The sequence below is a fragment of the Coxiella endosymbiont of Amblyomma nuttalli genome (assembly GCF_018107685.1).
Lineage (GTDB): Bacteria > Pseudomonadota > Gammaproteobacteria > Coxiellales > Coxiellaceae > Coxiella.
The window spans coordinates 532,908-551,211 of sequence record NZ_CP064834.1 but is presented as its reverse complement, the minus strand read 5'-3'; the positions used below and the strand labels follow the sequence as shown (position 1 = coordinate 551,211).

The window sequence follows — 18,304 nt, the reverse complement described above, 5'->3', positions numbered from 1 at the left end:
TTGAGTGATAATGGAATTTTTTAAGAAAAATACCAAAATTCCATTTATGCGCCAGCGTAAGTGGGCAAGTGTTTTTTCGATTATTATATTTTTAACTTCGATTATCTTGCTTGCAGTACACAATCTTAATTTAGGTTTAGATTTTATAGGTGGCACACAGGTGGAAATGAATTTTGCTAATCCTGTATATACCGAAAATATTCGCAAGAATTTAGTGAAGCATGGATTTTCTCAAGCGGTAGTACGTAACTATGATGTTCATCATATTTCTGTTCGAGTAGCATCTTATAAAGGTTTAACAGCAGAGCAATTAAAAGAAAGATTAATAGCAGCTATGCCGAGTGGTCAGATAGAATTTTTTGGTTGTATCGGGCCGCAGGTAGGCAAACAATTAATGACTCATGGAATTTTAGCTATCATTATTGCATTACTTGCTATAACATTTTATATTGCGTTACGATTTGAATTGCGGTTTGCAGTGAGTTCTGTTATTGCGTTAATTCACGATCCTATTTTGATACTAGGTATTTTTTCTTTATTTCACATTGAATTTAATTTAGTTGTGCTGGCAGCGATGTTGACTGCCATTGGATATTCCTTGAATGATACAATTATTATTTATGATCGTATTCGGGAGAATTTCCGTAAGATACGTCATGGCACGACAACGGAAGTTATTGATTTATCTATTAATCAGACGCTTTCGCGAACTATTATAACTTCAGGATTAACTTTATTGGCAGTGATTGCTTTATTTATTTTTGGAGGAGAAACATTGAGGTCTTTTGGATTGGCGTTAATTATTGGAATTATTATCGGTACTTATTCCTCAATTTATATTGCGAGTTCTTTAGCAGTTGCTTTTGGGCTGGATCGGCAGCATCTTTTGCCTTTGACTAAGAATATTGGAGATGATTTGTCTTAAAGCATACAGTTAAGAGATGAGAAACGACTAATCTTGCCAAGAAATTTTGTCTCAATAGATGCTTTCAGGAAAGAAATATTGTGAGGTAGATATAGTTTGAGAGATATTTAAAGAGCTGTACTGTACATTATTTCGTACGGTGGGTTCGGATGATGTAGGTAAATTAGTAAGTTTGTGGTTTTTAATGATGTAGAATCAGCTAGGATTAGAGATATCGAGTTGATAAGTACATATAATGAGTGCATATCTATCCAGTGCTGAGTGGTAAATTAGGTTATATTATAAAAATAGATTTACTTTTCAGATTTTCTGGCAGTGTAAAATTCGGAACATCTCGTTTCGAGTCTAATTTGTAGCAAAGAAAATAAGATACTGACTGGACTGTAATCAGTGCTTGTAACTATGTTCAATTAGAAAGAGAAGTTTAATCTATATTACCTAATGTTATTTTGTGTTGGTTTGCTTACCTGTCGTTTTTTATTAGGATGGATTTAAAGACAATTACCTTACGATCAGAGTTAAAGATTCTGAATTGCAGTAGTAAGGTGACGTTGCTTAGGGAATTAACTGAAAAAAATCAGTGAAGAGAAATAAGGGAAGAGAAATAAGAAAATTTGCAAGTACAATTAGAGTCAGCACAATTGTATCAATCGTATATGACAACTGTATGCGTTGATTTGTTTTTATTTTGGACAACTATAAATAAACGAAATGAATTTATCAAACATCAATGATGGATCTGGTCAGATGATAGCCACCAATTATTAAATATTAAACTGTGGTAGTCTTAATAAGTTGCTGTTTATTACGGTAAAGTTAAGATGAAATGTTTTGATCCATGAATAAAACTATTTCTTAATTTCCTTATTTATGTCCGCAATAACTATTTTTGAAATGATTTCCAATAATAGTTTATGAACTTTTGGATTTCCTGCAATGAACATCCTGTTTTTCATATAGTTATTTTTTTCCTGAAAATCAGTTGTAAAACCACCGGCTTCCGTAATTAATAAAACACCAGCAGCTATGTTCCACGGTTTTAACGACATTGCCCAAAAACCATCCAAACGTCCTGAAGATATATAAGCTAAATCTAGTGCGGTAGATCCAGCACAACGAATATCAGCTATTGGTGAAAAAATAGCTTCAAATATTTTAAGACAAATAGGGAAAAATTCTTTATCTTTAAACGGAAAACCAGTTCCAACTAATGCGGTATGTATTGTCTGGCATGCACTGACTCGAATTTTACGGCTATTTAATTGTGCACCACTGCCACGCACAGCGGTAAATAATTCCTGGCGCAATGGATCGTAAATAGCCGCAACTTCTAATTTATCGCGATGTCTTAATGCAATCGATATAGCAAAGTGCGGAAAACCATGAATAAAATTAGTGGTTCCATCAAGAGGATCAATGATCCAAGTATAATCTTCATGTTTCTTTTGAAATCCTGATTCTTCAGCTAATATGCTATGACTGGGGTAAGCTTTTCGTAGAGTTTGAATAATTTCTTGTTCAGATAATTCGTCGACCTGAGTTACAAAATCATTGTGTTTTTTTTCATTGATATTAACAGTATCCAATCTATCCACAAATCGTACGATAATACGACCTGCACGGCGCACTGCCTGGATGGCAATATTAAGCGCGGGATTCATCTAATTACCTCAGCATTTAGAAGTGTTAAAATGATATCATGAAATACTATAGAATGCATAAAGCGAAAGGATCTATAAAAAGCTAAATCTATTGTGCGTTTTTCATGCATATTTGGGAGTATACTAGTGTTTTAAGCGTTTTAATTAATCTGGGTCATTGTAGTGGATATTTTTATCCTGTACCATGTGCGACGAGATGATGAAGAGCATGGCTTTTGATTCATCTCGTAGCTCTAGTCCCTCCTGGGTTTCCCGTTATCATAAAAGCAGGTAACGGCTTGTGCCGTTGCAGGCGGCGGGGCGTGGATTCTTCATTTCGCTATTGTTATGTTTTTGAAGGCTTTTCAGCCCGTCAATCTGAATTAACAGCATACTCTAAAGATATTTTCCATCCCCATTATGAATGAGCGAAATTATAAATGAGTCAAAAAAGTAATGGAAGTTACAGAACATAATTTATAAAACAACAATAGGTGATAATTATACAATGCTTAGGTAGTGACATTCATAGGGGTTTAGGTAGTAATATTCATAGGAGTCTTTACGATTTGGAAAACACTAGCAGAACCTAGCAGAACTTAAATTTGTTGATATTTTATTGATTCTAAGCAATCAAGCAGACTTAAAATACTTATTTGATCTGCATACATGTTCTCGCAAGAATTGGCAAATAAAATTAAACATTCTGTAAAATATTTTTGTAGTTCATAAGTAAGAAAATTGCTGATAGAATGCATCTGAGAACTTAGGTAAAGCAAGTCTGTCACTTTCCCACAAATTAGAAGAATTAAAGAGAAAAATGACTGACATTATTTGCTAGATTCTCGTTTTTCTAAGCACGATATGGAATACTCAAAAAATATGAGTCAAAAATGATTTTTGAGTTAAGGAACATCAGTGAATAATATTAAAGACTTAGATAATGAACCTTTGGTTCCAGCAACAACAATGCTATCTGAGCTTACTATTAAGACGATTATACTATCCATTTTATTGGCAGTGATCCTATCGGCAGCTAATGCCTATCTTGCCTTGAAAATCGGTACTACCATTTCTGCATCTATTCCTGCTTCTGTATTTGCACTGGGTATTTTACGTCTTTTTAAACAGCATAATGTTTTAGAATGTAATCTAGCACAAACGGCAGCGTCGGCTGGTGAAGGAGTAGCTGCAGCAATTGCTTTTGTTTTACCAGCCATGATTTTTCTCCATATTTGGAAAGGATTTGCTTATAGTGAAACAGTAATCATCACCATTCTGGGAGGATTGTTAGGTGTTTTATTTTCGATTCCTTTACGTAGAATTATGTTGTATCTTCCAGCGCTGCGTTTTCCAGAAGCAACTGCCATTGGAAACGTGCTTAGAGCGAGCGTCCAAGGACAAGCGGGAATGAAATTATTGATGCAGGGTGGGTTGCTGGGAAGTTTTGTCACTTTTGCACAAACCGCTTTGAATATTGTTGCTGATAACTTGCAGTTGTGGGCATATGCAGGAAAAACGATTTTTGGTTTTGCGTTTGGTTTGACTCCAGCAACATTGGCAGCGGGTTATATTGTGGGTTTTCAAGTCGCTGTGAGTTTATTAACAGGTGCAGTTGTGGGATGGTTAATTATTTTACCATTCATTGGCATTTATTATGGATTACCGGTAAATATTACTTCGGCGTATGATGCTGCGAATCAACTATGGGATGTTCATCTTCGTTTTGTAGGAGTAGGAACAATGTTAATTGGTGGCGTATGGACTCTTTTTCGGTTGCTTAAACCAATTGCAAAAGGAATCCATTTTTCTTTTGTTAGCTTTCGTAGAGATTTAGAGGGGATAGTTGGAAAATCACCATTGCGTACTGAGGCCGATGTACCTTCAACTTGGATTCTTCCCAGTATTTTAGTATTGGCATGTCTATTATTTTATTATGTTTTTCATTATATTCACGATGAAATTTCGATAGCTAGTCATTACTTATGGTTAGCGACTTTAATTTCAGTTATTTTTGTTTTATCAATTGGATTTTTATTGGCGACTATCTCTAGTTATTTTTGTGGGTTAGTAGGCTCTAGTAATAATCCGTTATCAGGTTTATTAATTGCCGCTATTTTATTGTTGGCCTTTTTATTTTTACTACTGTTTCGCGCCGATATTTCCACGCACGCACGTTATATCACATCTGCGGTGATTATCATTGCTACGATTCTTGCTTGCATTGGTTCTATCGCTGGTGAAAGCATCCAGGATCTTAAAGCAGGGCAAATGGTTGGAGCAACGCCTTGGCGGCAGCAATTAATGATGGCAATAGGGGTAAGCGTATCTGCATTAGTTATTGGGCCAGTACTCCAACTTTTATTTAATGCTTATGGCATGGGAGGCGTTTATCCACGTCCAGGGATGGATCCAACCCAAATGTTAGCCGCTCCACAAGCCGGTTTGATGGCCGCAGTTGCTCAGGGGGTGTTAACACGGCATTTAAATTGGAGAATGATTGTTTTTGGTGGCCTAGTAGCTGTCATTATTGTTATTACTGATGAATTCCTTAGGCGGCACAATTTCCGATTACCCGCTTTGGCTGTTGGTTTGGGGATTTATCTCCCTCCAGAAATTATTACACCGGTTGTTGTTGGTGGTGTAGTTAGTTTTTTAGTGAAAAAACCCTGGAAACGTAAAAAAGAGCGCACTATTGAACGAGAACGAACTGTAGTCCAATATCACCATCAACGAGGCGTATTGATGGCATGTGGGATGGTAGCTGGAAGTGCATTGATGGGCGTCATTTTAGCTATTCCATTTGCTATAATTGGTAGTGCGAATGCACTATCTATTGGTAATCCACGTTTTATTCCAATTGCAACCATTTTTGGTTTAATGATATTTTTAGCGCTTTCCTTTTGCTTTTATAGGGTTGGACGAAAGCCATGAATTTACCTATTTATTTGGATTATATGGCAACGACGCCGGTGGATCCTGCAGTCGTTGATCAAATGTCCTTCTGTCTAGAAAAAGAGGGAGGTTTTGGTAATGCTGCTTCAGAAAATCATCGATATGGTTGGGAAGCTCAACAATTAATTGAGAATGCACGGAAGTCGGTGGCGAGCTTAGTGAATGCTGATTCTCGCGAAATTATATGGACTTCTGGTGCAACGGAATCAGATAATTTGGCTATTAAAGGTGCTCTAGATTTTTACCAACGCCGTGGTAAACACATGATTACTTTGACCACAGAGCATAAGGCGGTGCTAGATACCTGTTTTTATCTAGCCTCTCGTGGGTTTAAAATCACTTATTTAGATCCAGAACCTAATGGTTTATTAAACCTCGATTGTTTAAAAGCGGCCATTCGGTCTGATACGGTGTTGGTTTCAATAATGCACGTTAATAATGAAACAGGCATTATTCAGGATATCGGTGCCATTTCTGAAATCACTAGGCGCCATGGCCTATTGTTTCATGTGGATGCAGCGCAAAGCGTGGGTAAAATTCCCATTGATCTAGAAAATTGGTCTGTAGATCTAATGTCTTTTTCAGCGCATAAGATTTATGGTCCAAAAGGAATTGGTGCTTTATATGTCCGTCGTAACCCGCGTGTACATCTGGTTCCTTTAATTCACGGTGGTGGCCATGAAAAAGGATTGCGATCTGGAACATTACCAACGCATCAAATTGTGGGCATGGGAAAAGCATTTGATTTGGCAAAAGCGCGTTTGAGAGAAGATACTCAATATATCACCGCCTTGCGTAATCGTTTTTTCGATAGACTATCTCAATTAGAAGGTCTGCATATTAACGGAGGAAATGCTCCACGAATTCCCGGTTGTTCTAATATTCATTTTGATGGTGTTGAAGGAGATTCCTTACTTCTTAGCTTACGAAAAATCGCTGTTTCCAGTCGATCGGCCTGTAACTCTGCAACATCCGATCCTTCACATGTGTTAACTGCTATGGGTCTTAGCCGTGAGCAAGCACATAATTCCATTCGCATTAGTTTTGGACGTTTCACCACTGAAGCAGACATCGATGAAGCTGTGTCATGTATTATTGAGCAGGTAAATCGTTTACGTCAAATGTCTCCGATTTGGGATGTAGTGAAAAAAAAAGCTATGGAACGACATCATGCTCACTAGATATGCATTACTCTAAAGAAGTTATTAATTATTTTTTTAATATCAGGCATGCAGGCACTCTTGATAAAGAAAGTACGAATGTATGCTATGGCAAAGTAGGTAGCATTGCACAGGGTCATTTATGTCAACTTTATTTGAGTTTTAAAGACCATAAAATAAGAGAAGCTAAATTTCAAACATATGGTTCACCCATGATAATGGCAGCGTGTGAGTATATTTGTCGTTGGGGAGAAGGTAAAATGCTTGAAGAGGCAAAGCAATTGAATGCTGATCAAATAAAGAATGTTTTGAATTTGTCCTCCTTTGAATTTCATGTAGCTATTTTAATTGAACAATTGTGGAGAAAAACGATTTTTAAAGAAACATAATGTTTTCGTGTAAAGAATCAAACTTACTGATTATACTGATTTTATTCAAATTATAGTGTAGCTAGATTTAGAATGTTGGTTGGTGAAAGTATGCTCGTTAGTTAACTTTCTTTTTTCTGTAATTTTTTTATATACAACATATGATGTCGAATAGAGGATCGCCTTATAGCCTTATAGAAAGACAAATCAAAAGTGCGTTACTAAGCAAAATAACTATGATGGACGTATTCAGCGATTATCATCTTCTCGTAAACTTTCATTATTCCCTGCTTTTACTATGAAAGTGAAGAATGCGGTATTTTCAAGTCTAATAAAAGTAGTACAATACCCTACTACATACAATATTGTTCATTATGTTGTCATGTCGTCTTGTGATTGAAGGTACAAGATGAAAAATATAATGTACAAGGAGAGGGAATATGCATACAGAAACTATTGACTATCAAGTGGGCGGTATTCAATTGGAAGCATATGTTGCTTATGATAGTACTGTCAAGACAAGACGGCCTACGGTTTTAGTTGCACATGCGTGGGCGGGACGGGATAGTTTTGTGGAAGAAAAAGCACGGCAGTTAGCAGAAATGGGGTATGTAGGTTTTGCGATGGATGTTTATGGAAAAGGTGTATTAGGTGGTGGGATTGAAACCAATAATAAACTAATGCAGCCTTTTATGGATGATCGAGCCTTGTTACAAAATCGCTTGTTTTCTGCTCTAGAAACCGCAAAAAGACTTCGTGTGGTAGACTCCACTAAAATAGCAGCAATGGGTTATTGTTTCGGTGGACTTTGCGTACTCGATATGGCACGAAGTGGGATGGACTTAAAAGGAGTAGTAAGTTTTCATGGCATTTTAAAATCGCCTAACAGTGTACTTGTTGGAAAAATAAAAGCGAAAGTATTAGTATTGCACGGACATGACGATCCAATGGTTCAACCCGATGCTGTACTGGCATTCGAAAAAGAAATGACAAACATCAGAGCGGACTGGCAGTTGCATGTTTTTGGTGAGACTATGCATAGTTTTACTAATCCTGAGGCCAATGACCCTGATTTTGGCACGGTTTTCAATCCATTAGCTGACAAAAGATCCTGGATTGCCATGACCTATTTTTTTCAGGAGATTTTCGCATCCTAATTCTAATAGATGTCAAGTGGATGTTAAATGGACGTTAAACGCGTTATTGATTTTGGTGTGGGAGCTTGTATAAAAAGATGATGTTAAAAGATGATGTTTCAAAATAGAAAAATTAATCAATTAGGAAATATCATAATGTCAATATCAATGTCAATGAATCCCCTTAGGGTATGTTCGTTCTGAGGTGCCATGGTTTAGGATGACTGAAGACAAGTATTAGGAAAGGATGTTGGTGAAGTCAGGAGAGACACTGATGATATTTAGTTACCGATATGAAAGAGTAGAAAGGCAGGGGTTTAAAATTATGGTTCCCTGAGGACCCAGTAGCATGACTCAATCATGTTTCATCTTAATCATTTTCAAAATATCAAGGATCTATCAGAAATATGCTGAAACTAGAATAAGGAATATTAATCAGTATGCTCAATTTGTTAAAAAAATTGTTAAAAAAAGAAAAGATTCGTATACACCACTGATACCTATGAATTAGGAGTAGGTTTTCATTGTAAACGATTTCGGAGACTCTTTGAAAGCAGATAATGTAGGAAAAATTTGAACGATTAACAAAATATGTTGGTTGCATGCTGAAATTACTGTCTCTCAGATATCGGTAAATGTGGGCACGCCTAATAATATTTTTAGATAGTACGAAAATACGTTATTTTAAACTTTGTTTGCTATGAACATATATTTAGAAGCTATTCAGTATTTAGCTGATATAATGAACAAAATAGTCGCTGTCTGATTAATATAAATTCTGATTAATATAAATTTTGATACGCTGATTTTCTAGGTTTCTAATACAGGATTTAATAGGAAATTTAGTGAGATTGGAAAAAGTGGGAAAAATCGCTTTCAACAAGGGTTTTTGATAAAAATTATTAAAAATTTTTTGGAGAAAAAATATGTTAGTGGGCATTCCAAAAGAAGTAAAAACTGAAGAATATCGAGTTGGGTTAACTCCTTACAGTGTTCAGGAAGTAGTAAGTCATGGTCATCAAGTAATTTTAGAACATAACGCTGGAGATGCTATTAATTTTACCGATGAAGCATACCGTGCCGCAGGCGCTACTATCGTCGATACACCAGAAGTGCTTTTTCGGCAGGCTGAAATGATTATCAAGGTTAAGGAACCACAATTGAGTGAATATAATCTCTTACGTGAAGGACAAATTTTATTTACTTATTTGCATTTAGCACCGGATCCTCAACAAGCTCAAGCATTGATAAAATCAGGTTGTATCGCTATTGCCTACGAGACAGTGACCTCAAAAGAAGGTGGGTTACCTTTACTTTTCCCAATGAGTCAAGTGGCAGGACGACTGGCGATTCAAGCCGGCGCACATTGTTTAGAAACACCATCCGGTGGCAGTGGGATTTTATTAGGAGGTGTACCAGGTGTTTATCCTGGAAAAGTAACTGTTATTGGTGGTGGTGTAGTAGGTACAAATGCAATTAGAATGGCTATTAATAAAAAGACGCAGGTAACCGTGTTGGATAAATCTCTGCGTCGTTTACAAGAACTCTATTCCCAGTTTGGTGGTCACTTGAATACTGTGTATTCGACAGAGAATAGTATTGAGCAATGTATTATAGATGCAGATTTAGTAGTGGGTGCTGTTTTAGTACCTGGTCAATCGGCACCGAGACTCGTGCCGCAAGAAGTTTTAAAACGCATGCGTCCTGGATCAGTAATGGTAGACGTAGCAATTGATCAAGGAGGATGTTTTCAAACCAGTCGACCAACCACACATAAAGCACCTACCTATGTAGTTGATGGTATCGTACATTATTGTGTGACGAATATGCCAGGTGCTGTGCCCAGGACATCAACTTTAGCACTAAGTAATGCGACATTGCCTTTTGTAATCGCGTTGGCAGATAAAGGGTATCGTAAGGCGTTATTGGATGATCCCCATTTAAGAAATGGATTGAATATTTGTTTAGGTTATATAACTCATGAAGGTGTGGCCAGAGACTTAAAACAATTGTTTGTACCAGCATTAGAACTGTTATATTGACTTTAACCTAGTGTTATTATCAATAAGAGAAGACCGCTCCTATGAGAGAGCGATGTTATACTTCTCTGCTGCTTCGCGCTAATCTCCTACTAACTAATCTCTGGATAGAGTTCGTACTAGTGCGTGTTCTTGACAGAGAATCATGAATGCGCATTAGAAGATATTAAGAAATAAGGTAATAACATTTTAATCAGGAGTGTTGATTTGCATTCTAAATACATGATGCATTCAGCCTTACAGCCCTCACCACATCACATAAATATTGTGAAATTTCTTGTGCGATAGCGAATAGAGAAGAACCATAAGGGAGATGCAGAATATGTTATTATATACAATTAGTATCGTTCTTATCTTGGTTCATATTTCCTCATGTATACAAAATACAGTTAAAATCATGAGGTAATTTACAATGTTGCTTGGTACTGTAATAACTTACTCACATGCGTAGTGCACTAGAAAATGTAAAAGAGAAAATAGTTTAATGCAATAGCACAAGATCACACTAGCATTTATTATAGAAATTATCATTTCTTCACAATAAATACAAGAAACACCGAGCTCTGAAATATTATCAGATATAAGCTACTAATAATATGAGCTATTATAAGCTGCAGTCATTATATTGGAAACTTATGAAGAAAGATATAGTTGCTGCGCGAATTTTAATTTCGATTCTCTTTAGGGAGAAAGTTTGGATTTCTTGTTTGCTTTCTTGTTTGCTCATGGTATAATAGGGCGGCTTTTGTAATTTTACAGGAAGGACAAAAATAAAAAAGTTTTCCGTTGCTGTTTTATTAGGAAGATCTGCCTTTGAATTCAGATGCTATAAAATGCAGTCTCGTCGGTATCGAGCTTGCTTTAGTTAGCGTTATTATTGCTTGTTTGATAGTACCTTCAACGCCTATCAGTCCGCATGGTGTTTTTTTACCAGTAGCACCATCAGGAACGCCTCTTTCTGCATGTCAAGTTAGTTTTTATAATCCGGCAACTACACCTTGTATGTATAAAAAACTAGGTTACATTAATGTACAATTTTACTCAAAAGAGGTTTCTACTTCAGGAGAAGCTCAGTTACAGCAATACGTGAGAGAAATAGCCGCAAAAACTGGAGCTAATGGTGTGATTGTGACGTTTTTTGGGCATACTATATCCGGTGCGGTACGCAAGGCTCTGTCCTCCTATATTTTTATAGGAACAGCTATTTATGTCTGTCCAGAATATTTGAAGTGAGTTACGATGTTTGATTTCCTTGATATTCTCTCATTACTAATAATCTTTTCTGGTGTTATCTGTCTGGTTGATATTATTTGGTGTCATGCAAAAAAAATTCCACGAGACAAAAAAACCAGGTCTTCACCAATTATTGACTATGCGCGTTCTGCTTTTCCTATTTTACTGATCGTTTTAATCATTCGCTCTTTTTTGTTTCAACCTTACCGTATACCTACTGGCTCTTTGGAGCCTACCATTATGCCTGGTGATTTGATCTTAGTTAATCAATATGATTATGGTTTACACATTCCACTATGGAATAGAAAAATTGTCAATATTAGCGAACCTAAAAGAGGACAAATTGCATTATTTCGTTGGCCAGTAAATCCTGCGGTAACTTTTGTTAAGCGCGTTGTTGGTTTGCCGGGGGATCATATTAGTTATCAAAATAAAATCCTCTATATCAATGGAAAAGAAATGCATCAAAAATTTATTAAAGATACCTTGGAAATTGAGGATTATGGTAAAACATGGATAGCTAAAGAATATGAAGAAGATTTAGACGGTATTAAACATTTAATTATTCTTCGACCTGATCGTCCAGCTCAAGATTTTAAATGTTTTATTGTGCCGAAAGAACAATATTTAATGATTGGTGACAATCGTGATGATAGTGATGATAGTCGTTCATGGGGCACTGTGCCTCTCCAGAATTTTATTGGTCGTGCCATGTTAATTTGGATGAGTTGGGATTCACAGAACCATCGTGTTCGGTGGGAACGAATAGGCGATTGCTTGTAGCGAGTTATCCTCGCGCAAGTAGGAATAACAGAGTGATATCATACCATGTTTATCATATTTTTGGGGTCGCTTGCTCGATCAAATTCCTTTGCTGTTAAATAACCTAATTGCAATGTTGCTTCTCTAAGGGTGATATTCTCTTTGTAGGCTTTTTTGGCGATCTGAGAAGCTTTATCATAACCGATAATGTGATTTAATGCAGTGACAAGCATGAGGGAATTGTGTAAGTAAGCCTCAATTTTTTCTTTATTTGGCTCGATCCCAACTACACAATGATCGTTAAATGAACGAGAAGCATCGGTTAATAAGTAAATTGACTGAATTAAATTATAAGCAATCACGGGTTTAAATACATTTAGTTCAAAATTGCCTTGTGAGCCAGCAATAGTAATTGTTGCGTCATTTCCCATAACTTGTACACATATCATTGTCATCGCCTCAGATTGGGTAGGGTTAACTTTACCGGGCATAATAGAGGAACCAGGTTCATTTTCTGGAATAAAAATCTCTCCAATTCCGCAACGTGGTCCCGAGGCCAACCAGCGAATATCGTTGGCGATTTTCATTAACGAACAAGCAAGTGTCTTTAAAACACCACTGATGAGTACAGCTTCATCATGTGCTGCCAGTGCAGCGAATTTATTAGGCGCTGAATAAAATGGTAACCTAGTTAATTTAGCAATGTGTTTTGCAACTTTTTTAGCAAATTGGATAGATGTGTTAAGACCTGTACCCACAGCTGTTCCGCCAAGCGCTAACCGGTAAAGGACTGGTAGAGTTTGATGGATAGCTTCCAAATTATGATTTAATTGAGCAACATATCCGGAAAATTCCTGCCCTAATGTTAAAGGAACAGCATCTTGTAAATGCGTTCGACCAATTTTAATAATCTCAGAAAAATCATTCGATTTTTTTTCTAGTGTATCACGTAGCAGCTCTATCGCGGGAGTAAGCTGACGAGTAATCATTTCAGCGCTGGCGATATGCATGGCAGTAGAAAATGTGTCATTTGAAGACTGTGACATATTAACATGATCATTAGGATGGATAGGTTCTTTGCTGCCCAACTTTCCACCTGCTAATTCAATGGCGCGATTACTAATCACCTCATTAATATTCATATTAGTTTGTGTACCACTTCCAGTTTGCCAGATCTTAAGTGGAAAGTGATCATTTAGTTTGCCTTCTATGACTTCCTCAGATGCTTGTAAAATAAAATTTGCTTTTTTCTGAGACAGGTTACCTAATTCAGTATTAGTGAGTGCGGCTGCTTTTTTTAAAGTGCCGAAAGCGCGAATTAATTCAAATGGTATTGTCTCACGACCAATAGCAAAGTTAATTAATGAACGCTGTGACTGTGCGCCATAGTATTTTTCAATTGGCACTTCAATCGTACCCATACTGTCAGATTCTATTCGTATTTCCACACTATTGCCCCGTATTTTATGAATCAGTGTTAGTGTTTCGGATAAAAACTTAAAATCGTGATTTACTCCTCAAGGAGGCTCATGCTTTCCAACTGTGTATATCATCAAAGCAGCTATTAACAACAATCGAGGATTAACAGCACCATGGAACGACTTGATTTGCTCTGTGTTGTTGGATGGATGCATTAAATGACAAAGCACAAAAGGGCACATGTGTTAAAGATCCTTATTGTTGCTTTCTTAATACTTATTTATTTTTACACTTGATGTACCCCATGTTTATTTTTGTCGCCAAGTCCGCCGATAAAAGTGGCATGAAATTTGTTCGACTGACACTCTTTCTTTATATTGACTAATTAAAAGTAGAACCACGAATAAAAGAGCTAGAGCAATTTATACTAACCGATTAAGTACTTTGTTGGAAAGTAAGTAATGGTATTAAGCAACATGAACTGTGCAATAGAACTAAGAAAAACTAGTAATAGCGTGTTGAAAATATCCAAGTGTCTAAAGCAACAACACATATAATATATGATTACCTCATTATGTCGCACGTTCTGAGATATTGTACACTATCCCTATTTTTGTAAATTTTTGAACCTAACTTTTTATCATGACTAATTGACTAACTATGATTTCACTTTAGTCTAGTTAGGAAGCAATGAGCAAGAAAGGTCAAATCGATAGAAAGGATTTCAGAATCTCTTGATTGAGCCAATCTAAGGTAGTGTCTTGTTAGATAATGTTTATTGTCAATTCGCCTTATATTTTAATGTATTCATTTTTTAATTTAAGTTGCGATTGACTTTATAAATCAGATAGTAATCCTTATTAAGTCATTCTTTCCTATAGATCTGCTATTTTAAATGAGATAATGAAACCGCTATGTTATAACATCATTGAGGCTAATATAAGATTATTATGGATAAATTATCTCTAATAAAACCTATTTTTAGGTTATTATTTATCGTTCAGGAGGAGATGGGAGGTTGTAGTGATTAAGCCTTATCAAAAGAAAGATCCCTACCGCGAACGAGAAGCCTATTTATATGAGCATCCAGTGGCAAGTCGCGAGTTTATTATTCAATATTTGAAGGAAATTAATCGACCTGTAAGTTTTAAGCATCTGGTGCAGACATTTAATTTAAAACGGACAGAAGAAAAAGAAGGGTTGAGTCGACGATTGATTGCGATGAAACGGGATGGTCAGTTGATCAATAATCGGAAAGGTAATTATGCATTGGTTACAGAAATGGAACTCGTCCGCGGTCGTGTTCAGGCACATCACGATGGTTTTGGATTTTTAATCCCGGATGACGGTTCTAGTGATATTTTTTTACCGGGGCGAGAAATGCGTATGGTATTTACCGATGATATTGTTTTAGTTCGCATTACAAATTTTCAAGAGTGCAAAAAACGTGAAGGTGCTATTATTGAAGTCTTAGAAAGAAATACCCATCAAGTAGTGGGTCGTTATGTAGAAGATGGTGGACTCGCCTTTGTCGATCCCAATAATCAACTAATTGTACAAGATATTCTAATTCCACCAGGACAAGAAAATAAAGCAAAACTGGGCCAATTTGTAGTTGCCGAAATCATTGTACAACCAACTAAGCGACGTCAACCAATGGGTCGTGTGGTTGAAATATTGGGTGATCATTTAACACCAGGTCTGGAAGTTAAACTAGCCATTCGCGCCTATGAGCTTCCTCATCGATGGCCCACTACAGTTTTACGTGAGTCACAGGCATTTCCTGTGGAAATATCACGTCACGATAAAGATGGACGTAAAGACCTGCGGTCTTTGCCATTTATAACTATTGATGGGGAAGATGCAAAAGATTTTGATGATGCTGTTTATTGCAAATCCAATTCAGATGGTTGGGAGCTTTATGTAGCCGTTGCTGATGTATCTCACTATGTCAAAATAGAGAGTGCTATTGATCAAGAAGCACGATTGCGGGGGAATTCCGTGTATTTCCCTATGCAAGTTATTCCTATGCTACCTGAGATATTATCTAATGGCTTATGTTCGCTGAAGCCTCATAAAGATCGCTTGTCGATTGTTTGTGAGATACATGTTACGAAACGAGGGCACGTTAATCACTATCAATTTTATGAGGCCATTATTTGTTCTCAGGCACGACTAACTTACAATCAGGCAGCAGCAATGTTACGTGGTACAAAAACAAGAAATCAGGAGATACCATCACACATTAAAAATCTGCATAAATTATATCAAAAACTGTTGAAGCAGCGTATTGCGCGTGGTGCAATTGAATTTTGTACAAAAGAAACCCGTATCGAATTTGACAAAAAAGGAAAAATTAAGCGTATTCTACCCGTTGCTCGCAATGAAGCACATCGTATTATCGAAGAATGTATGTTACTAGCAAACGTATTAGCCTCACATTTTTTGCAGAAAAAAAACATTCCAACTTTATATCGTGTTCATGAATGTCCTGACGAACAAAAACTGCATGATCTCAAACAGTTTCTTCGGTCATTTGGTTTGCGTTTAACTGGAGGGGATAAACCAACGCCAATGGATTATACTAAGTTACTATTACGCATTGAAAAACGATCTGATGCTCATTTACTACAAATGGTCATGCTCCGCTCACTACGACAGGCTATTTATAGTCCGGAAAATGTTGGCCACTTTGGTTTATCGTATGAACACTATTGTCATTTCACTTCACCCATTCGTCGTTATCCTGATCTGGTTGTGCATCGTGGTATTCGGCACCTATTAAAACGATCTTTGAAAAAATTTTACTATGAGGAAAAAATTTTGATGGGTCTAGGTGAACATTGCTCGATGACAGAACGACGTGCTGATCGAGCCACTCGAGATGCAATAGATTGGTTAAAATGCGAATATATGTTGAATAAAGTGGGGCGAACTTTTGATGGGCATATTGTAGACGTCACTGGTTTTGGTGTTTTTGTAGAATTAGATAATATTTATGTCGAAGGCTTAGTACATATTACCGCTTTAGAGAATGATTATTATCATTATGACCCTGTTTATCATCTCTTACGAGGTAAACGGAGTGGTTTACTATATCGACTGGGCGATTCCATCCGAGTGATTGTGGCTCGTGTTAATCTGGACAATCGAAAAATTGACTTTGTTCTTAAAAGTGGTTAAATGGAGATATGATACCACTCTATCAGAATCGTCAAATCTGTGCTTTAGAACGTTTGGCGATCAAAGCAGGTATTGACGATCATGAATTAATGCTGCGAGCAGGAAGAGCTGCTTTTGATGTCCTTATTGCACACTGGCCTGAAGTTAAAGCAATTACCGTTTGTTGTGGAAATGGTAATAATGGAGGGGACGGTTTCGTTATCGCCCAACTAGCACATGAATACGGACTAAAAGTGACTGTTTACTTAGTCGGCGAATCAGCTCAACTATGTGGTGCTGCGGCAAAAGCAGCAAAATCTTGCCAGATACCGATTCAATCTTTTTCTGGTACGTTTCATTTTGAGGGGGATCTTATTGTAGACGCGCTCCTTGGAAGTGGACTTTCTGGAAACGTGAGAACCCCATACGCGGAAATCATTGAAACCATTAATAAAGCTCCGCAGCCAAAATTAGCGGTAGATGTTCCTTCTGGAATTAATGTGGATACGGGAGAAGTTCAAGGTTGCGCTGTTAAAGCAGATGTAACAGTAACTTTCATTGGATTTAAACGAGGGCTATATACAAATCGAGCGCCTGCTTATTGTGGTAAGTTGTTATTAAACAACTTAAATTTTTCAAATTCTTTTTTTTCACAAGTTCGACCTCGAACTCACTTATTAGAATGGCGACATTTACACTCTTTATTACCAAAGCGTGAGCGAGATTCTCATAAAGGTACTTATGGGCATGCCTTAATTGTCGGTGGCGATTATGGCATGGGTGGCGCAGTGCGCATGGCTGCTGAAGCAGCTGCTCGAGTTGGCGCGGGTTTAGTTACAGTCGCTACACGTCCAGAGCATGTTCCCATCGTTAGTGGATCACGCCCTGAGTTAATGTGCCATCAAGTAGCCGAAGCTAAAGATCTTGAGCCATTAATCAATCGAGCAATAGTAGTTGTGGTAGGCCCCGGTTTAGGAAGATCTGATTGGGCAAAATCTTTGTTAAATAAGGTATTAGAGACAAAACTTCCTAAAGTACTTGACGCAGATAGTTTAGTTCTCTTATCAGAGCATCCACTTCAAAGAGATGATTGGATATTAACACCGCATCCTGGAGAGGCCTCTCGCTTGTTAGAGGTGACGTGTCAGGATGTTCAACGTGATCGTTTTCGAGCAATTGCTGCTTTACAAAAAAAATATCGTGGTATTGTCGTGCTAAAAGGGGCAGGAACGTTAATCAAAGGAGACAGCGAAACTATTCATGTCTGCCCAGTGGGTAATCCAGGAATGGCTTCAGGTGGAATGGGCGATATTTTAAGTGGTGTAATCGGTGGATTATTGGCACAACGACTAACTTTATTAAAAGCGACTGAACTTGGAGTGTTTCTTCATTCATTAGCAGCAGATTATGCTGCGAAAGAGGGTGGTGAACGTGGATTATTAGCATCTGATTTATTACCTCATCTGCGATTGTTAGTTAATCCTTAATCAGAGTAATCGGCGTTA

At 37.1% G+C, this 18,304-nt stretch carries 13 protein-coding genes; 11 read left to right on the top strand and 2 right to left on the bottom strand.

Annotated elements, in window-relative coordinates; translation table 11 throughout:
- Positions 1-10: 10 nt before the first annotated feature.
- On the top strand, positions 11-925 hold the full coding sequence (secF, locus tag CEAn_RS02050) for a protein translocase subunit SecF (protein ID WP_211923577.1): 915 nt from the start codon (positions 11-13) through the stop codon (positions 923-925).
- Positions 926-1,773: 848 nt separating this feature from the next.
- Here secF and CEAn_RS02045 read toward each other — a convergent pair.
- On the bottom strand, positions 1,774-2,586 hold the full coding sequence (locus tag CEAn_RS02045; protein WP_211923576.1) for an inositol monophosphatase family protein: 813 nt from the start codon (positions 2,584-2,586) through the stop codon (positions 1,774-1,776).
- Between the two features lie 215 nt (positions 2,587-2,801).
- On the opposite strand from CEAn_RS02045, the gene CEAn_RS02040 reads away from it, so the two are divergent.
- The 8 genes from CEAn_RS02040 to lepB all read left to right on the top strand — a co-directional run bounded on the left by CEAn_RS02040 (position 2,802) and on the right by lepB (position 12,239).
- Positions 2,802-2,993, top strand: coding sequence for a hypothetical protein (locus CEAn_RS02040; RefSeq protein ID WP_211923575.1), 192 nt, complete (start codon positions 2,802-2,804; stop codon positions 2,991-2,993).
- Positions 2,994-3,534: 541 nt separating this feature from the next.
- A complete protein-coding gene (locus CEAn_RS02035) occupies positions 3,535-5,499 on the top strand; it encodes an OPT family oligopeptide transporter (protein ID WP_211924159.1) in 1,965 nt (654 codons plus the stop codon).
- Positions 5,496-6,701 (top strand): IscS subfamily cysteine desulfurase, encoded by a 1,206-nt coding sequence (locus CEAn_RS02030; RefSeq protein ID WP_211923574.1) that lies wholly within the window; start codon positions 5,496-5,498, stop codon positions 6,699-6,701. The genes CEAn_RS02035 and CEAn_RS02030 overlap by 4 nt, the downstream gene beginning before the upstream one ends.
- Positions 6,702-6,703: 2 nt before the next feature.
- The gene (locus CEAn_RS02025; protein ID WP_211923573.1) at positions 6,704-7,069 is read left to right on the top strand and encodes an iron-sulfur cluster assembly scaffold protein; all 366 of its coding nucleotides are present in this window, start codon (positions 6,704-6,706) and stop codon (positions 7,067-7,069) included.
- A gap of 419 nt (positions 7,070-7,488) precedes the next feature.
- A complete protein-coding gene (locus CEAn_RS02020; RefSeq protein WP_211923572.1) occupies positions 7,489-8,205 on the top strand; it encodes a dienelactone hydrolase family protein in 717 nt (238 codons plus the stop codon).
- A 905-nt stretch (positions 8,206-9,110) separates the two neighbouring features.
- On the top strand, positions 9,111-10,226 hold the full coding sequence (ald, locus tag CEAn_RS02015) for an alanine dehydrogenase (RefSeq protein ID WP_211923571.1): 1,116 nt from the start codon (positions 9,111-9,113) through the stop codon (positions 10,224-10,226).
- A gap of 810 nt (positions 10,227-11,036) precedes the next feature.
- Positions 11,037-11,456 carry a hypothetical protein gene (locus tag CEAn_RS02010; protein WP_211923570.1) on the top strand — a complete coding sequence of 140 codons (420 nt, stop codon included), beginning with the start codon at positions 11,037-11,039 and terminating at the stop codon, positions 11,454-11,456.
- Positions 11,457-11,462: 6 nt separating this feature from the next.
- Positions 11,463-12,239: a signal peptidase I gene (lepB, locus tag CEAn_RS02005; protein WP_211923569.1), complete on the top strand. Its 777-nt coding sequence runs from the start codon at positions 11,463-11,465 to the stop codon at positions 12,237-12,239.
- 38 nt (positions 12,240-12,277) lie between these two features.
- Here lepB and fumC read toward each other — a convergent pair whose 3' ends face one another.
- Positions 12,278-13,660, bottom strand: coding sequence for a class II fumarate hydratase (gene fumC, locus CEAn_RS02000; RefSeq protein WP_211924158.1), 1,383 nt, complete (start codon positions 13,658-13,660; stop codon positions 12,278-12,280).
- A gap of 1,000 nt (positions 13,661-14,660) precedes the next feature.
- Between fumC and rnr the strand changes: the two genes are divergently transcribed.
- Positions 14,661-16,820, top strand: coding sequence for a ribonuclease R (rnr, locus tag CEAn_RS01995; RefSeq protein WP_211923568.1), 2,160 nt, complete (start codon positions 14,661-14,663; stop codon positions 16,818-16,820).
- Between the two features lie 8 nt (positions 16,821-16,828).
- Complete coding sequence (locus tag CEAn_RS01990; protein WP_211923567.1) at positions 16,829-18,286, top strand: NAD(P)H-hydrate dehydratase; 1,458 nt, start codon at positions 16,829-16,831, stop codon at positions 18,284-18,286.
- Positions 18,287-18,304 lie beyond the last annotated feature (18 nt).

What these genes read in the sequence shown, in the direction of transcription:
- secF (WP_211923577.1), top strand. Translation starts at nt 11, where the DNA reads ATGGAATTTTTTAAGAAAAATACCAAAATTCCATTTATGCGCCAGCGT.
- CEAn_RS02045 (WP_211923576.1), bottom strand. Translation starts at nt 2,586, where the DNA reads ATGAATCCCGCGCTTAATATTGCCATCCAGGCAGTGCGCCGTGCAGGT.
- CEAn_RS02035 (WP_211924159.1), top strand. Translation starts at nt 3,535, where the DNA reads ATGCTATCTGAGCTTACTATTAAGACGATTATACTATCCATTTTATTG.
- CEAn_RS02030 (WP_211923574.1), top strand. Translation starts at nt 5,496, where the DNA reads ATGAATTTACCTATTTATTTGGATTATATGGCAACGACGCCGGTGGAT.
- CEAn_RS02025 (WP_211923573.1), top strand. Translation starts at nt 6,704, where the DNA reads ATGCATTACTCTAAAGAAGTTATTAATTATTTTTTTAATATCAGGCAT.
- CEAn_RS02020 (WP_211923572.1), top strand. Translation starts at nt 7,489, where the DNA reads ATGCATACAGAAACTATTGACTATCAAGTGGGCGGTATTCAATTGGAA.
- ald (WP_211923571.1), top strand. Translation starts at nt 9,111, where the DNA reads ATGTTAGTGGGCATTCCAAAAGAAGTAAAAACTGAAGAATATCGAGTT.
- lepB (WP_211923569.1), top strand. Translation starts at nt 11,463, where the DNA reads ATGTTTGATTTCCTTGATATTCTCTCATTACTAATAATCTTTTCTGGT.
- CEAn_RS01990 (WP_211923567.1), top strand. Translation starts at nt 16,829, where the DNA reads ATGATACCACTCTATCAGAATCGTCAAATCTGTGCTTTAGAACGTTTG.